The organism is Methanohalophilus mahii DSM 5219 (assembly GCF_000025865.1).
Classification (GTDB): Archaea; Halobacteriota; Methanosarcinia; order Methanosarcinales; family Methanosarcinaceae; genus Methanohalophilus; species Methanohalophilus mahii.
In genome coordinates, this window is sequence record NC_014002.1 from 1,841,780 (window position 1) to 1,858,488 (window position 16,709).

19 protein-coding genes are annotated in these 16,709 nt (G+C 45.4%); 11 read left to right on the top strand and 8 right to left on the bottom strand.

The annotated features are described in order from the left end of the window. Positions 1–29 precede the first annotated feature (29 nt). From MMAH_RS09365 to MMAH_RS09375, 3 genes are read right to left on the bottom strand one after another with little or no spacing between them, the layout of a single operon-like run. On the bottom strand, positions 30–1,316 hold the full coding sequence (locus MMAH_RS09365) for a 3-isopropylmalate dehydratase large subunit (RefSeq protein ID WP_013038312.1): 1,287 nt from the start codon (positions 1,314–1,316) through the stop codon (positions 30–32). A gap of 51 nt (positions 1,317–1,367) precedes the next feature. Further along, a complete protein-coding gene (locus MMAH_RS09370) occupies positions 1,368–2,003 on the bottom strand; it encodes a YkgJ family cysteine cluster protein (protein ID WP_013038313.1) in 636 nt (211 codons plus the stop codon). Between the two features lie 7 nt (positions 2,004–2,010). Then, positions 2,011–3,420 (bottom strand): DHH family phosphoesterase, encoded by a 1,410-nt coding sequence (locus MMAH_RS09375; protein WP_394295766.1) that lies wholly within the window; start codon positions 3,418–3,420, stop codon positions 2,011–2,013. 188 nt (positions 3,421–3,608) lie between these two features. Between MMAH_RS09375 and MMAH_RS09380 the strand changes: the two genes are divergently transcribed. The 7 genes from MMAH_RS09380 (at position 3,609) to MMAH_RS09410 (ending at position 8,494) form a co-directional block, all read left to right on the top strand. After that, on the top strand, positions 3,609–5,075 hold the full coding sequence (locus tag MMAH_RS09380; protein WP_013038315.1) for a bifunctional ADP-dependent NAD(P)H-hydrate dehydratase/NAD(P)H-hydrate epimerase: 1,467 nt from the start codon (positions 3,609–3,611) through the stop codon (positions 5,073–5,075). A 12-nt stretch (positions 5,076–5,087) separates the two neighbouring features. Beyond that, entirely contained in the window at positions 5,088–5,273 is a 186-nt protein-coding gene (locus MMAH_RS09385) for a hypothetical protein (protein WP_013038316.1), read from the top strand. A gap of 13 nt (positions 5,274–5,286) precedes the next feature. Beyond that, positions 5,287–5,754, top strand: a complete 468-nt coding sequence (moaC, locus tag MMAH_RS09390; protein ID WP_013038317.1) for a cyclic pyranopterin monophosphate synthase MoaC — start codon at positions 5,287–5,289, stop codon at positions 5,752–5,754. A 62-nt stretch (positions 5,755–5,816) separates the two neighbouring features. Beyond that, a complete protein-coding gene (locus MMAH_RS09395; protein WP_013038318.1) occupies positions 5,817–6,665 on the top strand; it encodes a ribose-phosphate diphosphokinase in 849 nt (282 codons plus the stop codon). A 27-nt stretch (positions 6,666–6,692) separates the two neighbouring features. Then, positions 6,693–7,073, top strand: coding sequence for a hypothetical protein (locus MMAH_RS09400; protein WP_013038319.1), 381 nt, complete (start codon positions 6,693–6,695; stop codon positions 7,071–7,073). A 22-nt stretch (positions 7,074–7,095) separates the two neighbouring features. Then, entirely contained in the window at positions 7,096–7,716 is a 621-nt protein-coding gene (locus MMAH_RS09405; protein WP_157198732.1) for an endonuclease III domain-containing protein, read from the top strand. Then, entirely contained in the window at positions 7,703–8,494 is a 792-nt protein-coding gene (locus MMAH_RS09410) for a C15orf41 family protein (protein WP_013038321.1), read from the top strand. Before MMAH_RS09405 ends, MMAH_RS09410 begins: the two co-directional genes overlap by 14 nt. Positions 8,495–8,496: 2 nt before the next feature. Here MMAH_RS09410 and MMAH_RS09415 read toward each other — a convergent pair whose 3' ends face one another. The 3 genes from MMAH_RS09415 to MMAH_RS09425 are packed head-to-tail and all read right to left on the bottom strand — an operon-like array spanning position 8,497 to position 11,413. Then, a complete protein-coding gene (locus MMAH_RS09415; RefSeq protein WP_013038322.1) occupies positions 8,497–8,715 on the bottom strand; it encodes a hypothetical protein in 219 nt (72 codons plus the stop codon). A 51-nt stretch (positions 8,716–8,766) separates the two neighbouring features. Beyond that, positions 8,767–10,740 carry a ferrous iron transport protein B gene (gene feoB / locus MMAH_RS09420; RefSeq protein WP_245526224.1) on the bottom strand — a complete coding sequence of 658 codons (1,974 nt, stop codon included), beginning with the start codon at positions 10,738–10,740 and terminating at the stop codon, positions 8,767–8,769. Next, complete coding sequence (locus MMAH_RS09425; RefSeq protein WP_013038324.1) at positions 10,724–11,413, bottom strand: metal-dependent transcriptional regulator; 690 nt, start codon at positions 11,411–11,413, stop codon at positions 10,724–10,726. Before MMAH_RS09425 ends, feoB begins: the two co-directional genes overlap by 17 nt. A 163-nt stretch (positions 11,414–11,576) precedes the next feature. Here MMAH_RS09425 and MMAH_RS09430 point away from each other — a divergent pair, with 163 nt between their 5' ends. Both MMAH_RS09430 and MMAH_RS09435 read left to right on the top strand, forming a co-directional pair. Beyond that, positions 11,577–12,527 carry a deoxyhypusine synthase family protein gene (locus MMAH_RS09430; protein WP_013038325.1) on the top strand — a complete coding sequence of 317 codons (951 nt, stop codon included), beginning with the start codon at positions 11,577–11,579 and terminating at the stop codon, positions 12,525–12,527. A gap of 13 nt (positions 12,528–12,540) precedes the next feature. Continuing rightward, positions 12,541–13,584: a type III PLP-dependent enzyme domain-containing protein gene (locus MMAH_RS09435; RefSeq protein ID WP_013038326.1), complete on the top strand. Its 1,044-nt coding sequence runs from the start codon at positions 12,541–12,543 to the stop codon at positions 13,582–13,584. 1 nt (position 13,585) lies between these two features. Here the strand turns inward: MMAH_RS09435 and MMAH_RS09440 are convergent, their stop codons facing one another. Beyond that, a complete protein-coding gene (locus MMAH_RS09440) occupies positions 13,586–14,128 on the bottom strand; it encodes a pyruvoyl-dependent arginine decarboxylase (RefSeq protein ID WP_013038327.1) in 543 nt (180 codons plus the stop codon). Between the two features lie 126 nt (positions 14,129–14,254). Here MMAH_RS09440 and lysS point away from each other — a divergent pair, with 126 nt between their 5' ends. After that, complete coding sequence (gene lysS, locus MMAH_RS09445; RefSeq protein WP_013038328.1) at positions 14,255–15,838, top strand: lysine--tRNA ligase; 1,584 nt, start codon at positions 14,255–14,257, stop codon at positions 15,836–15,838. 1 nt (position 15,839) lies between these two features. Then, positions 15,840–16,490 (top strand): class I SAM-dependent methyltransferase, encoded by a 651-nt coding sequence (locus MMAH_RS09450; RefSeq protein ID WP_013038329.1) that lies wholly within the window; start codon positions 15,840–15,842, stop codon positions 16,488–16,490. Here the strand turns inward: MMAH_RS09450 and MMAH_RS10390 are convergent. After that, positions 16,449–16,697 carry a pro-sigmaK processing inhibitor BofA family protein gene (locus MMAH_RS10390; RefSeq protein WP_013038330.1) on the bottom strand — a complete coding sequence of 83 codons (249 nt, stop codon included), beginning with the start codon at positions 16,695–16,697 and terminating at the stop codon, positions 16,449–16,451. The two genes, MMAH_RS09450 and MMAH_RS10390, sit on opposite strands and share 42 nt — an antisense overlap. Positions 16,698–16,709: the final 12 nt, after the last annotated feature.

Sequence of the window (16,709 nt, forward strand, 5' to 3'; positions counted from 1 at the left end):
TTTTTTGTGGTCTCCCGTCTACTGCTTACTTATATTTTTCTTGGATCGGTTATTTCACCTGTCAATGCAGCAGCTGCGGCTGTAGCAGGGGAACCCAGATATACAAAGGATTCAGCACTTCCTTCCCTGCCACGGAAATTCCTGTTGGAAGTTGCCAGTCCAACTTCACCGTCACCCAGAAGACCAAACGAGCCACCCATGCACGGTCCACAACATGCAGACTCCACAATTGCACCGGCTTCCATGAACTGTTCTATATAGCCGGCCCTGAGGGCTTTCATGTATTCAGTCCTTGAAGCAGGGATGATCAGAAGCCTTACACCCTCTGCAACAGGTTCATCACCCATCATATTGGCAACAATTTCAAGGTCTTCGAACCTGCCGTTGGTACAGGAGCCCACAAATACCTGATCCACTTTTGTTCCTTCTACTTCGGAAACGGGCTTTACATTATCAACATTGTGAGGACAGGCAAGCTGTGGCTCCAGGTTCGATACATCGTAGTGACGGACATCCAGATAGTCTGCACCGCCATCGGAAGCCCAATATGGATCAAGCTTATATCCGGGAATCCTTTCCTGAAGATATTTTTCGGTAACAACATCCGGTTCGATTATACCTGCCTTTCCTCCCATCTCTATAGCCATATTGGACATGGTCATCCTTTCGGAGATAGAAAGGGAACGTACTGTCGAGCCTGCATATTCGGCAGCCATGTATCTTGCACCCTCAACACCCACATCGCCTATCAGGTGTAGGATGAGGTCCTTGGAATAAACCCTCTCGGGTAGTTTTCCTTCAACCTCAAAACGAATGGTCTGGGGAACGCGGAACCAGAGTTTGCCTGAAGCAAGCACAGCAGCCATATCAGTCGAGCCAACACCGGTGGAAAAAGCACCCAGAGAACCATAGGCACATGTATGTGAATCCGAACCTACTACTAAATCGCCGGGTTTCACATGTCCCTTTTCCGGCACCACCTGATGACAGACCCCTTCATAAACGTCATAATTGAGAATATTCTGTTCCTTTGCAAACTCACGCAGCATAATGTGATTCTTTGCTGCATGGAGAGAATCGGCCGGAACCTGATGGTCAAACAGGATTACAATCTTGCTGGGATCCCACACTTTTTTCTCTTCCCTGCCTTTCATGATTTCATAGAAACCATCTACAGCCAGTGGACCGGTGATGTCATGGGTCATTGCAAGGTCAATATTAGCAAGGACAAAGTCCCCGGCTTTGACTTCCTTGCCCGATGCCCGGGAAAATATCTTTTCTGAAATTGTCATTGGATGAGAGTCATTGGCAGACATGATAATCAGCAAAAATAATGTGTGATATAATTAATAAACCAATCGATAGAATCATATTTCATCGGGTTTCCATTTACCCCTGCTATCATGTACAATCATTTTATAATCAGCAGCAGGCCGGGATACCAGAAATAATAATCCCTCATTAAAGTGCCTATAGGTCATCAGAGTATCCCGAAGTTCAATAATATAGCGTTGTAACACTTCATTTGCAAGCCTGCGCGCATGATAAAAGGGTAAAAAACCACCCTTACCACCACATTCAGAAATTTCCATCTTGCCTTCTGCGATATAGAAAGGGTAGGTCCTGCAGAGAAGGGGCCTGAAGGGATATATGGTACATCCGGCATCACCCAGAAAGACACACTCTCCATTTGTTTTCCTTTTAAGCCTCCAACCAAATGTATGTACATTACCTTCAGTATCTGCCAGAAACATATTTTCTTCTGCTACCGTCGGTTCAATAGTATCTATATTGCCACTTTTTTTCAAGTTGCCAATATCAAAATAGGTTAGCAGTACGCTGTTATCTCCTGTGGAAAACGTGCAGCACCTGCCACACCCACTGCATCTGAAACCGGTACAGGCTATTTCCACGACCAGATCATGAATAGATATAGAACTAGAGTCCAGGACCTGCTTTTCCAGATCCTTCAAAATAAGTGAGCGATATTCTTTTTCTTTCATTCAGATCTTATTCATCCACTTCCTCTACCCCAACAGCCTTGAGGAATTTCTTAACGACTGCTTCATCCACAAGTTTCAGTAAAGTCTGACGGTCCTTTATATCACTGAAAACCCCCAGAGCGATCTGTGCACCTGCAGCTGTGGAATGACCACCGGCAGAACCCTCACCAAAGGCCTTTTTCAGGATGGTACCCAAATTGACACGGATATCATTGCTGCGTCCTGAAATATAGATAACATCATCACTTACACCAAATACTATTGAGGTAAATATACCCTCAAGATTGAGTAAGTAATCGGCTGCCTGAGGAAGGGCATCCCTGTCCCGGATGTTTCCCACATTGGAGAGCAGGTAACTACCAACTACCTGCCGGTTCTTGATAGCCTGGCCGAGCACATCAAGGGTTTCGATGGACATAGACGGCCTTTCAAGCTGATCCAGAACTTCATGGTCGGCCATCGGGTAAAGGAAAGAAGCAGCTGAAAGATCATTGGGATCGGTGTTGCGTTTAAAATCCAGCGTATCGGTACGAATGCCGTACAGCAGAGCTGTGGCAATTTCACTGCTGATATCTATATTCAATTCCTGCAGGTACTTGGTCATAATAGTAGCAGAAGCCCCCACATTGGGGCGAATATCAATAAAATCAGCATCTATTTCAGCATCACCGACAGGATGGTGGTCTATTACCACACCAATGTGTGTTCCTTCTGAAAGCATATTGTTTGATCCGGCCACCGCACAATCGACAAGAGCAATCTCATCGAATTCAGATATATCCCGACCTTCCATATGCTCTAGATTGATACCCAGCAGGTTTACAAATGCCTTGTTCTCCTGATGACCTATTTCACCATTATAGAGAATCGTGGGACTTAAGCCATAATTTTCAGCCATGAGTTTAAGTGCCAGAGCACCTGATATAGCATCGGGATCAGGGTTGTCATGAACCACTACAGCAAGGGTTTTGCCAGTATTTTTGGTGAACCACTGGGAAAGCTGGTTACCGATTCGTACAGATTCTGCACGCTCAAGGGATCTTGTAAGGGATTTTGATACTATACGGGATGGCATGAACACAAAATCCGCACCAATTTCTTCCATTTCCTGCAGATTAATTACATCTGATGCCCTTGCAACACAGTAGAGAGAAGGACGGAAATGTTTTTTCACATTCCTGAGAGCCTGTTTATTGGCCTCATTGTCTGAACTGACAATCAATACACCGGATAGTTTTTTGGTCTTAAGGCCACGCAGAGTTTCAATCTCAGAAATATCACCCACTATCGCCTCATAGGCTTCCTCACGCAGAGTTTCAACTTTTTGCGGGTCCTTATCCACTATGATAAGGTCTTTTCCTAATTCCCTCAATGCCTTTGCTGTGGCAAAACCAATACTTCCACTTCCGAGTATCAGATAGGTAGGCTTAAAACGTGTCCTTTCAGGTTCATTTTCTTTTGGTGTGGCGGGAATGAGAATATACCTCCCTGTAAAAGATGAAATATCCCTAACTATTAAGACGTTTTCGTCTCAAATCGGTGAATAATGGGTAAAACAGCAGAAATTTCATTTACTCAGAAGAACAATAAAGAACAGGGGAAATAATGCAATCAATTACACCTGACAGAATGAAAGCCATAGACACAAACTGCACACATCTGGGATTGAAAGGGATACAGCTTATGGAAAATGCAGGAGCTGCAATTGCACGTAAAGTGTTATCCCTGGATGCTCACAACAATGTATTGATCGTGGCAGGAAGGGGAAATAATGGCGGCGATGCATTTGTTGCCGCCCGCCATCTAAGTTATTATGATAATATCAGTGTTAGTGTGGTCCTGGCGGGAAAAGCAACCGGCATAAGAACAAATGACGCATTGGAAAATTTCAATTTATTGAAACATTGTGGTATTGATGACCTGGCTGAAATTACGGATTCCACACAATCCGATGTTTTCCAATGGTTCAAAGAAGCGGATGTCATTGTAGATGGGCTGCTTGGCACGGGAATCCGGGGACCTGTCAGGGAACCTGAAGCTACATTGATAGATGCCATAAATACCGGCAACTCCTATGTGGTTGCAGTAGACACTCCCTCAGGCCTTGATCCTGCTACCGGAAAGAGTGAGAATACGGTTATGGCAGATACAACCCTGACATTTCACAGAATGAAAACAGGACTCGAAAACCAGGGCGAATTTACCGGAGATGTCGAAGTTGTCAACATCGGCGTTTGCGGGGATGCAGAAGATGCTGTAAACAGAGGGGATCTGGAACCTCTGCTCAAACGCCATGTTGATTCACATAAAGGACAGTCCGGCAGGGTACTTATAATCGGAGGAGGCAGATACTCCGGAGCGCCGGCCCTTTCAGCAATGGCTGCCCTGCGCACCGGTGCAGACATCGTGACCATTGCCACCCCGGAAAATGTGTCGGATACAATTGCCTCATTTTCCCCAAATCTCATTGTCAGGAAATTATCCTCTGACATTCTGCATACAAACGATATTGAAATCCTAAAAGACCTTATTCATACACATGATGTAGTGGTTATCGGGATGGGGCTGGGTAACGAAGAAGCAATAAGCCAGGCAGTACACCAGATCCTGCCCCTATGCAAAAAGATTGTTGTGGACGCAGATGCCCTCAATAAATTACAACTGCCCCCTCCTGAAAATTGTGAAATGATACTTACGCCCCATTCCGGGGAATTAGCCAGGCTCACAGGAAAGGAAGTTGAAAAAGAACTACCTGCAAGAGCCAAAATGTTACAGGATTTTTCCCGGGAAAATAAAATTATAACTGTCCTTAAGGGAAAAACCGATATAATTTCTGATGGCAGATACATAAGAAAAAATGATAGCGGAAATGCCGGTATGTCTGTTGGGGGCACAGGAGATGTGCTCGCGGGAATCGTTGGTGCCCTGTTCTGTCGCACGGATGCGTTTAATGCCGCTTGCTGCGGGGCATTTGTAAATGGAGAGGCAGGAGATGTTGCTTTTGCAAAAAAGGGGTATGGATTACTGGCAACCGATGTGATCGAACATATTACAGACATTATGAAACAATGAAAGGTGAATTAAATGACGCACACAAAAGACAGGAATATTGTAGTGGATATTGAAAGGAACAGGCTGCGAGTTATAATCAGCCACGGAGAAGATGAAGAAATCATCAAATTAAGTGTTGGTGAAGCCCGGACACTACACAAAGCTCTAGGGGAAAAACTTGAGGATTATGAGCAGCGCCAGAATCTCAGAATAGATTAAATGAGGCGAATCCGTGGGAGAATTCACTCACATCAAAGATGGCCATGTCCATATGGTCGACGTTTCCGAAAAAAGTCAAGTGAAACGCACTGCTCTTGCCCGGGGCAGTATATTCCTTTGTAAAGAAACTATTGAAGAAATACAAAAGGGAGATATCGAAAAGGGCAATGTACTGGCCACCGCCCGCATTGCAGCCATAATGGCTGTCAAAAAGACACCGGAGCTCATTCCTATGTGCCACCAGATCCCGATAACCGGTATCGACATGGATTTTGAGATATGTACAGACAGAATTACTGTTGATCTATCGGTCAAATCCAGAGGACAGACCGGCGTGGAAATGGAAGCAATTACAGGCGTAAGCTGTGCCCTCCTTGCAATATGGGACATGGTCAAGGCACTTGAGAAGGATGAAACCGGAAACTATCCCCATACCCGGATTACTGATATTGAGGTAATCCATAAAGCAAAAGAAAGCTGATACCCAATTCTTATAAGTCACCAGTACATTCATAGCCATTATCAAAAAAGCGAGGGAATGATGTGAAAATAATAGCCGGACCAGCTTCCCAATTGCTTGCCTCTAAAGTGGCACAGCAACTCAATACGCCTCCCACAATATGCGATTATAAAAGATTCCCTGACGGGGAACTATATACCCGCATCAAGGACGACAGCATCGATGATGTTACTATCATACAGAGTACACCTACAGATAGCGATTATGTAGCCCTGTTGCAATTAATAGATGCTTGCGAGGAAGCACCAACAATCAACGTTGTGATACCCTATATGGGATATTCCAGACAGGACAAAGTCTTCAATCGTGGAGAACCCGTAAGTGCGCGCGCAATCGCCAGAACAATTAATGCTGACAGGGTTTTCACGGTAAACATACATGAGAGAAGCATACTTGAGCATTTCAATGCTGATTCCTTTGACCTGGACGCTTCACACTTGATTGGAAATCATATACGTTCCCTGAACCTGACCGATCCACTCATAATCTCCCCGGATTCCGGTGCCCTCGAACTTGCAAAAAGTGCATCTGCAGACATAGGCATTCCCTACGAGCAACTGGAAAAAACAAGACACAGCGGAGAAAGTGTAACGATTGCTGAAAAGGAGATCGATGTGAGCGGAAGGGACCTGATACTGCTGGACGATATGATTGCAACAGGTGGTACCATGGCAGAATCCATCCGTATGCTTAAAGAGCAGGGTGCAGCAGACATATATGTTGCCTGTATACACCCGGTACTTGCACGCAATGCTGTGGTGCGTCTTTACAATGCTGGTGTCAAGGAGATAATATCCACTGATACCCTTGAAAAACCACAGAGCATTATATCGATAGCTCCTCTGATAGCCGATACCCTTAAAAGCCTCTAATATTCACCTATATGAGGAGTGTAATGTATGTCTTTACCGGAAATCTGTCCCCTTGATGGGACCCAGGTGTGCAAGAAAAGAAAGTGTCACCTCTACCATGTGGATTGGCGTACCGGTGATGAAAACTGTTCCGTTGGGTATAATCAGACCACAAAAATGAGAAAGAGTTCCGAATCTGTAGTGGATGAATATGCACAACGTGTGAAGCAAAAACTAAAGAACAGGACAGAACCACCGGTAGATTCCAGAGAACCCACAGAGGAAATACCACAACCAGAAAGAGATAAGGCTGCCGGGGAAGAAAAAACCAGAGAAATGTTCACAGAAGGAAAAAAGAAAAGTATAGACAAAGCAATGGAACTTGATCTTCCAGATGATTATGAAGAAGAGTTCTGGTCAGACAGATAAAGCAGATAACATGTACGCAGATATGCTGCAATCTGTATATGACACACTCATCCGGGAATTTGGCCCCCAGCAGTGGTGGCCTGCTGAAACCCCTTTTGAGGTTATAGTCGGAGCAATACTTACCCAGCAGACAAAATGGACCAATGTGGAAAAAGCTATCGATAACCTCAAACAGAAGAATATGATTGAGGCCGGCAAACTGGCAGAGATAGATCTGCAGGAACTTGAAGAGGATGTCAGATGTACCGGATTTTACAGACAAAAGGCCAGCAGATTACAGGAGATATCAAGCTATTTTGATCATCATGGAGAAGAAGCACTTTTTTCACTTCCAACAGAAAAACTACGCAGGCGTTTACTTGAATTAAAGGGCATCGGACCTGAAACCGCAGATAGTATCCTCTTATATGCTGCCGGAAAACCCTGTTTTGTAATTGATGCGTATACGACCAGAATAATGCGATGTATCGGAATTGAGGGCAATTACCACCAGCTGCAGGAAATATTTGAGAAAAATATTCCAAAAGATGTGGAAATGTACAAGGAATATCACGCCCTGATAGTGGAGTACGCTAAAAGGTACTGTGCAACCAAACAATGCGACAAATGTCTCCTGAAGGAGAACAAGGATGGACAAAACTGAATATAATGAGATACACCGAAACGTCAGGGATGCTTCAGACTTCGAAAAACTGGCCCTGGATTACTGTCAGCCTGTAGGTGTAGTAGCTTCCATCCTGCACCAGAAAATTATTGATCATGTCAAGAAAAATTATTATTTCATCCAGAATAAAAGTGCTTTGCTGCTCAAAAAATGGAAGATGGGTAGCAGCATAATTCAACTTTCTGAAGAATACAAGTTCCCACCTACCCTTATAGCCACAACACTGCTAAAAGAAATGGAGATGTCCAAGAAATACGTATTCAAGCACCTCAATGAAATAGAAGACAACCGGCTTGCAGCTGAAATAAAGGAAGCTCTTGAAGCAGACCTCTATTTTTCACCTGAAGCCCACTCTTTTCAGGCCAGAAAGGGAATATTCGGGGAAATGATTGTAGCCAGATGGCTTGAATACAGAAATATCGAATATCTAACAGAAGAAGAATTGAGAAAACAAGGTGCAGAAAAAACACCTGATTTTCTCCTCCCATATCCTGTTGAGATACGAGGCCAGCAGGTAAACTGGGTAGAAAGCAAAGCGGTATTTGGTAACGAGACCGAACATCAGACCTATCTCGAAAAACAATTCTCCCGTTATGAAGAATTGTACGGTAGCGGAATGGTTATCTACTGGTACGGTTACGTGGATGGGATTAGCCTGGAAGGCCACTTACTAAGTGACTACAGGATAGATGATGAGTTTGATCCAGACATCCTGCGGGATGTAGTAGAACTACTCAATCTCACGCCCGATTGGTAAAATTACATTCCTTCGTTGACTCTCAGTGGCAAATCGGGGTTTGTATCATTAAAAGCTTCTTTTAATAAAACACCGTCCTCTACAAGACTGGCATGTGTGCCCATGGTTTCGAGCAATGAATCCACCTCTTCACCCACAGGTTCCCTCATATTGTTCATTTCAAAAATGTCTTGCAAAACAGACATTGTATTTCTTTTCCGGGGGTCAGTGATGCGTGTCATTAAGGTTAACTCCGTTGATTGTTTTTAAAAACCTGTCGATTTTTACCTGTTTTACAAGAGCATTCCGAGCTGGTAGACTAATGCGCCCACGGTAAATGCAAGGACTATCGTAAATGTTGAAATCATAACAGTATCCTTTGTGCCCAGCTCATGTTTTAGTATTGCAATGGTTGCAACACATGGGATGTATATTGTTGTGATTATAGCAAACACGTACATCTGCAGAGGTGTCAATACCAGCGCAAAGTTGGCAGTACCCGCAAGCACCGCCAGAATCTCCAGCGCCATTTCCTTGCGCAGGATACCGAATACAAGTGCTGTGGCAGCAAAAGCAGGCAGACCCAGAAGTCCTACAGATATAGGAGATACGGCATTCTCGAAAATATCCAGAATACCCAGAGTATCCAGTCCACCCAGTAATGCACTCCCCACTATCAGAAGAGGGAAAGCGATGTAAACAAACTCACGTATCCTGAGCCAGGTTTTCTTAAGAGTGGAAACAACATCAGGATGCCTCAGCGGACCCATTTCCATTATAAATCCGGTCCGTTCCCCGGGAAGACCCCTGCCCAGTATCCAGCCGGTAATGAAAATTATGAAGATCTCCAACACATAGATTGATACCGCAGCCCAATAACCCACAAAGGTACCTACCAGTCCCAGAATAATAACAGTCCTTGCAGAACAGGGGATAAGGGCTATGAGAGTTGAAGCAATCCGCCTCTCTCTCAATGTATTCAATGCACGTGTAGCCATGATTGCCGGTACATTACACCCTAGTCCCAGGACCAGGGGAATTACTGCCCTGCCATGCAACCCCATCCTATGAGTAAGGTTATCCAGCAGGAAGGCTGCTCGGGTCAGGTAACCCGAATCCTCGAAAACAGAGAGAATGATATAAAAAACCCCTATGTAGGGAATTGCAATGGCAAATCCGGCCTCTATGCCCAGCAGGGAATAGATTATTACATTGCGCACAATAGGGTTGCTTGTTGCAAGCTCCGCTTCAACCGGAGCTATCAGGTAGGTTTCAAAAAGATGGACGATTCCCTCCTCCAAAAATCCCCCAACCCTGAAAACCAGAAGGAAAGTCAGTAAAAGAGCCGCTGCAAGACCCACGATACCTACATATTCAGATGTGAGCATGTCATCAATACGATGCTTTAGAGAAGTGTCCTTTTCCACAATTGACAGGACAGAGTCTGCAATCTGTCCGGCTTCCCCGTAGAGGTCTCTTGCCATGGTATCTGAAATCGCCATGTCGTGGGCATCTTCGATTTCTGAAGCCATTTCTGAAGCCTTTGATAGAAGCAGGTCTGCTTCATGGGGCCTGCAGCACATGCGTACAAAATCAGCATCATTTTCAAGAGCACGCAATTTTATTACAGAGGCCGTATCAGGAAAATCCACATCAAGATCATTGATAGCATTAGTTATATGATTATCATAGTGAACACGGATTCGACCTTCTGGAGAAAGGGACGGGTCAACTGCTTCTTTCAGGACTTCATCAAGCCCGATTCCCTTGGTGGCAACAGTAGGTACAACAGGTACGCCCAGTATCTGGGAGAGCTTTGGAGCATCAATATCAATACCCATTTCCCTTGCAGCGTCCAGCTGATTGAGGGCAATTACCACGGGCACCCCGAGTTCCAGTATCTGAAGGGTAAGATACAGGTTACGTTCCAGTCGTGTGGCATCCACCACATTTACAATTACATCAGGATATTCACGCACCAGGTATTCCTTTGAGACCCGTTCATCTTCTGTGGAAGTACCCAGCGAATAAATACCCGGCAAATCCACAATATCTATCTTCTTCTGGCCAACCTTTACAGTCCCACGTGTCATTTCCACTGTGGTTCCCGGATAATTGGAAACCATGACACCCACACCGGTGACCCTGGAAAAAAAAGCACTTTTACCTACGCTGGGATTGCCAACAAAGGCAATTGTCATGTCATGATCACCATCATGCATGCGTTTTTCAGCTGCCCCGCAGCAAGAATCAGGAATGATTACCACGTCTCCGCTGTATGTGGCCGTTTTCTGCAGGTTTCACAAATATTTTTTCCGCCACTTCATTCCCCAGGGCTATTTCCGTACCCTTGGTAATTATAGAAATACATCCCTGTTTCTGTTTTCTTTTGATTTCAATATCCTCACCAGCAATCATACCCAGTGAAGTAAGCCGGTCCTTGGTCTCTTTTGGCAGGGCAACCATTACCACTTTTCCTTTGGTCTTTTCATTCATTTCTACAAGAGAAATATAATGTTCCCTGCTCAAACTACACTTAGAAGGTAGAGAGGTCTCAGAAATATCGCAAAGACCTTTTTCTGCCAGATAAGAGCACATTCTTTCAAGTACAACATCTGACATAACATGTTCGAGCGCACAGGCTTCTTGGTCCGCTACTTCTTCAGTAATATCAAGTACCCTGGTAAAAAAGTTCTTGAGCACCAGATGTTTTCGCTGGAGATTGTTAGCCTGTATCATTCCGGATTCGGTTAATTCAACCCCGCGATAAGGAGCATGAGTCACAAGACCTTCATCGGAGAGGCGCTGTATCATTTCGGTAACTGTTGCCGGAGCGAGGTCAAGTTCTTTTGCTATATCCTTGTTCTTGGCCGGGGAACTGGTGCGGTTGATTAAGCCCTGTATGGTTTCCAGATATTCTTCGGTTCTCTCGGTATGCATAAATGACCCACTGCCAGAGGAAAATTAGAATACATATTATATTAGGTTATGCGAAAGGGAAGTAGAGAATCTATAAATATATATTTAACGCCTGTACACAAATGCCGAACAGCTTTTTAAGTGAATAAGAACATGAATAATTTCCCAAAAGTCGTGATATACAATGGTTCAGGTAAAGGATCTCCACTGGAAAAAAGACATGAGAGTGTCCGAACTCGTTGATTCCTATGAGAACGTGGGATTTCAGAGTGTAGAACTACATCGGGCTTCCGAAGTAATAGTCAAGATGAAAAAGGATTCAGCAAAGGTTTTCCTTACATTTACCTCTAACATGGTTACTTCCGGGTTGAGAGGATTTTTTGCCCAGCTCATCGAATTGGGAATTGCAGATGTGCTTGTTACAACAGTCGGAGGTCTTGAAGAGGATATAATGAAGGCTACCGGGGAAGTTTTCTCCATCGGCACCTTCAATACCGATGATGTGGAACTCCATGAGAGAGGAATTAACCGGGTTGGTAATCTTCTTATCCAGAATCAAAGTTACATGAATTTCGAAGATATGATAACGGACATCCTCAGGAAACTCCATGCAAAGCAAAAAAGATGGTCTGTATCAGAGATGCTGCGGGAAATCGGCCTGCTTCTGGATGACACAAACTCAATCCTTTACCAGGCAGCAAAGCATGATGTGCCTCTTTTCTGTCCAGCCATAACCGATGGTGCCTTCGGATTCCACTTGTATCTTTTCCAGCAGGAAAACCCGGATTTCATAGTGGACGTCGTGCAGGATTTCGGCAATATTCTCCTTACCACCAGCTATGATGACAGGAAGGGAGTGATCGCCCTGGGCGGTTCAATATCCAAACACCATGCAATCCTTGCTACATTGCTCAACGGAGGGGCGGAATATGCTGTATACATGACCACGGCCCACCGCACTTCCGGCAGCATGTCCGGTGCCAATACAAGTGAAGCAAAATCCTGGGGTAAGGTAAAGGATGAAAGTGATATTGCCACGGTTATCGGTGATGTAAGCATAACCTTCCCTATGGCAATGACACATGCACTGGATGAATTGTACGAAGAAGGATTACTGAATATCGAAAATAAATAAAGAGATTTATATAATGACTGTCCCTGAGCCCAAATTCATTCTTTCAAAAAAAGTGATTATGCAGCAGTACGGTCTGGTGGAGGATATAGCTGACATTGTCTCATACAGTTCCAAGACGAACCCCAAAGTCACCTCCGTACTTGAAGAGATGACGAATTGTCTTTTCAGCGTCCATATGGAGAACGAACTGAAACATATAGATGATCTCTCCCGGACGGTCTTTCTGGCACAGGGGTGGAGCAGTGCCCAGGCAAAGGACCTCTATGACAGGGGCATTCGGAATTTCATTCTGGACAACGAACATGACCTGGATGTCCTGCTTACAACCCTTAAGGACACCAACCACCGGGTCAACCTTATGCTCAGGCTCAAACTGCGGGAAAATTCCATCCGTACAGAACGCTATTTTGTCTTTGGTATGCCTTCTGCGACCATCAACCGGCACATTGGCGAACTGGTGGACAGCCCTAATATCGGTAAACTTGGCATACATTTCCACAGGAAGACCCAGAATGTGAGCGAATGGAAACTGCAAAGGGACATCGAAGATGTAATCACTCCTGAAACACTGGATGCCATAGACATTCTCAATATCGGGGGAGGTTTGCCTTCGGTTTATGCTAACAGTAATGCTGATGTCATCGGAGGCATTTTCAAGAGAATTACAGATTTCAGGAAATGGTTGCATGAAAGGGACATATCCCTTATGGTTGAACCCGGGAGGTATATCGCTGCACCTGCCGGCAAACTGGTAACCCGTGTGATGGCGGTGTATGAGGACAATGTCATCGTGAATGCTTCCGTTTACAACAGTGATATGGATGCAATCCTGGTACCTGTAAAACTGCGTGTGGAAAATGAGGTCAGCAGTCATGAAGGAGAAGCCTATGTGATCAAGGGTTGTACACCCTGTTCAATGGATCTGTTCAGGTACCGTGTTTATCTCGAAAATAGGCCGCAAATTGGCGATCCTATTACATTCATAAATGCCGGGGCCTATAATTTCAGGTCTGACTTCTGCGATCTGGAAGAAATTATCACAGAAATAACTGATTGACTCACTCCACAAATACCATAGCAGCCACAACGGTTGTCCAGAGGCCGCTCTTGTCGCCTTTGGCGGTCTGGCAGATATGGGAGGTATTGATAATATGACCGCTGGCCCGGTAGAGCTGTTCCCTTTCCTGCCAGGCAGAATCTGCATCAAACTCAATGCCCAGGGTGGTTGCTAGCATTGTGGCAGCAATATCCTCTGCATACATCCCTGCGGTATCCTCATCCTCTCCGAAGGAATGATGTTCTGAAATGTATCCATAATTATCCTCATTCACAGGTACCGCGGTGCCTACTGCCGAGGCTACCAGACGATGAGCTTCATTGGTCTGGTTGCGGGCAAGTACGGAATAGACGATCTCTCCGGGACGGAGATATTCAAGACCCTCTTCCTTTGGAATTATCCTGCAACCCGGTGGAAGGATACTGGAAACACTCACAAGATTATATTTTTCAATACCCGCATCCCTTAACGCAAGTTCAAAGGAAGCCAGTTTATCCCGGTGGACACCTGTTCCCTTTGTGAGGAACGCCCTGGAAGGAATCATGGCTTTCCGATAGGGCCTTATTGATAAATAAATTTCGATGCCTACAGATATCCATTTAAAACATGAAACCTTTAGAATGGCACACAATCATAGATATTTTGGACAAAATCATTATCGGTGAACATAATGACAGAAATTACACACTGGGCAGATGTTGTTGCTGAAGAAACCCTGGAAAGGGGAAACACACACCTCGTTGCCACCGGTATCACCCCCTCCGGCCACATCCATGTAGGGAACATGCGGGAAGTTGTAACAGCCGATGCTGCATATCGCGCATTACTTGACAGGGATGCAAACGCAGAACTGATCTACATTGCAGACACCTACGACCCCTTGAGAAAGGTCTATCCGTTTTTGGATGAAAGTTATGAGGAACATGTGGGTAAGCCTCTCTCCGAGATCCCCTGCCCCTGCGGTGAATGCAAGAATTATGCTGACCATTTCCTGCAACCTTTCCTGAAGTCCCTGCACCGGCTGGGAATCAAGCCTGAAGTATACCTGGCAGATGAACTTTACAAATCCGGAAGGTATAACGAGGGCATCAAAACTGCCCTGAAAAAGAGAGATAAGATTGCAGCCATCCTGAAAGAGGTTTCCGGAAGGCAACCTGGTGATGACTGGAGTCCTTTCAACCCGATCTGCATGCAGTGCGGAAAGATCAATACCACAAGAGTTACGAGTTTTGATGAAAGGGAAGAAACGGTGGATTATACATGCTCCTGCGGCCACAGTGGTACTGTACCCATGCAGGGCGGCGGGAAACTTACCTGGCGTGTGGACTGGCCTGCCCGCTGGCAGATCCTCGGTGTGACTGTGGAACCTTTCGGCAAGGACCATGCCTCACGAGGAGGTTCCTATGATACCGGAAAGAGAATCGCCCGGGAAATTTTCGGCTGCGAACCTCCACACCCTATCGTCTATGAATGGATTATGCTGGGCAAGGAAGGGGCGATGTCCTCATCCACCGGTGTGGTCGTATCCATTGCAGACATGCTCAAGGTCGTACCTCCTGAGGTCCTGAGATACCTGATTATCCGAACCAAGCCCGAAAAACACATCCGTTTCGACCCTGCACAGCCACTGCTCACTCTTGTAGACCAGTATGAAAAACTCCATCAGACAGGCGGGACATCCGAATATGACAGGCGTGTAAAGGAACTGTCCCATGCAAGCGGCCTGTGTCATACGGATATCCCGTTCAAGCACATGACAACCATCCACCAGGTAGCTCACGGGGATTTCGACAGGATCTTGAAAATCGTGGAAAGGGCAGGTTACGATACCAAAAATACGGAATGCATAAAACAGCTCGCCGATAATGTGGGCAACTGGCTTGATATGTATGCGCCTCCCTTCGCAAAATTCAGTGTTCAGGAGAAACTGCCTGAACTTGCAGCTACCCTTTCTGACAAACAACGAGCATTCCTGACCACACTTGCCGATGTACTGGAAGAAAGCGCAGAACTTGATGGCTCTGATTATCACAATCTTGTCTATTCCGCAAAGGAAGAAGGAGGCAGGCTGCACAGGGAGATGGAGAAAGTACTTGGAGAGGAATTTACCATCGGCCCGAAGGATCTGTTCAAAGCCCTCTACATATCCCTGCTGGGCCAGGCTTCCGGGCCGAAAGCCGGATGGTTCCTTTCCTCCCTGGAAAAAGATTTCCTGATCAAACGCTTCAGGGAAGCTGCAGCGTACAGGCCCTGACATGGCCTTCGAACATTTCAATGCCTGGGAAGAGGAATACCGTCATGTCCGGTGGGCGGGACCTCTGGACATATCCTCCCTGCAGGAGGAACTTGAGGAAGGCGAACTAATACTTGATGCAGGTTGTGGTCACGGCAGGTATGCCATATCCCTCTCGCATGAATATACAACCATGGGCTGTGATGTTTCTCAGCGTGGGCTTTTGAGATTACAGGAAAAAGCAGAATTGCCGTTATGCAGGGCAAGCATTACAGACCTTCCTTTCCCAGAGGATTCTTTTGATGTGGTACTGTGCCAGGGGGTACTCCAGCATCTGTTTGAGGCGGAAAGAAAACAGGCTGCAGACCAGATGACGAATGTACTGAAACCCGGAGGAAAACTTATCTTCGAGGCTTTTGGCAGGCAGGACATGCGCTATGGAGGGGAAGCCGTGGAACAGCATACATTCCGGCGCAAAAATGGAATTATCTACCACTATTTCATCATGGAAGAATTAGAGGATCTTTTTGATAAACTAGATATCACTAAAAAAGAAAACAGACTGAAAAAAAAGATATTCAGGGGCAGGGAATATACCCGCCATTCGATTTTTTTTGTAGCCCGCAAACCTTCAGAAGAAGATTCCAAGATGGTTGAGCAGGATAACCAGTAAGGCACCGATTGGTCCGCCAATAGCACATGTCAGGATTACCACGGCCGAGTAAGCTATACCCAATCCGAAAACGATGTTCGCTCCCACAATTATGGCAAGGCCAAGAATGGTGTTTACTATGAGCCCCTTAACGGTCTTGAGAACCTTATAGATCATAAGGGCTATAATAATAGCTACAAGAACGAGAATTATCTCTGAACCTATCATGTACCAAAATAT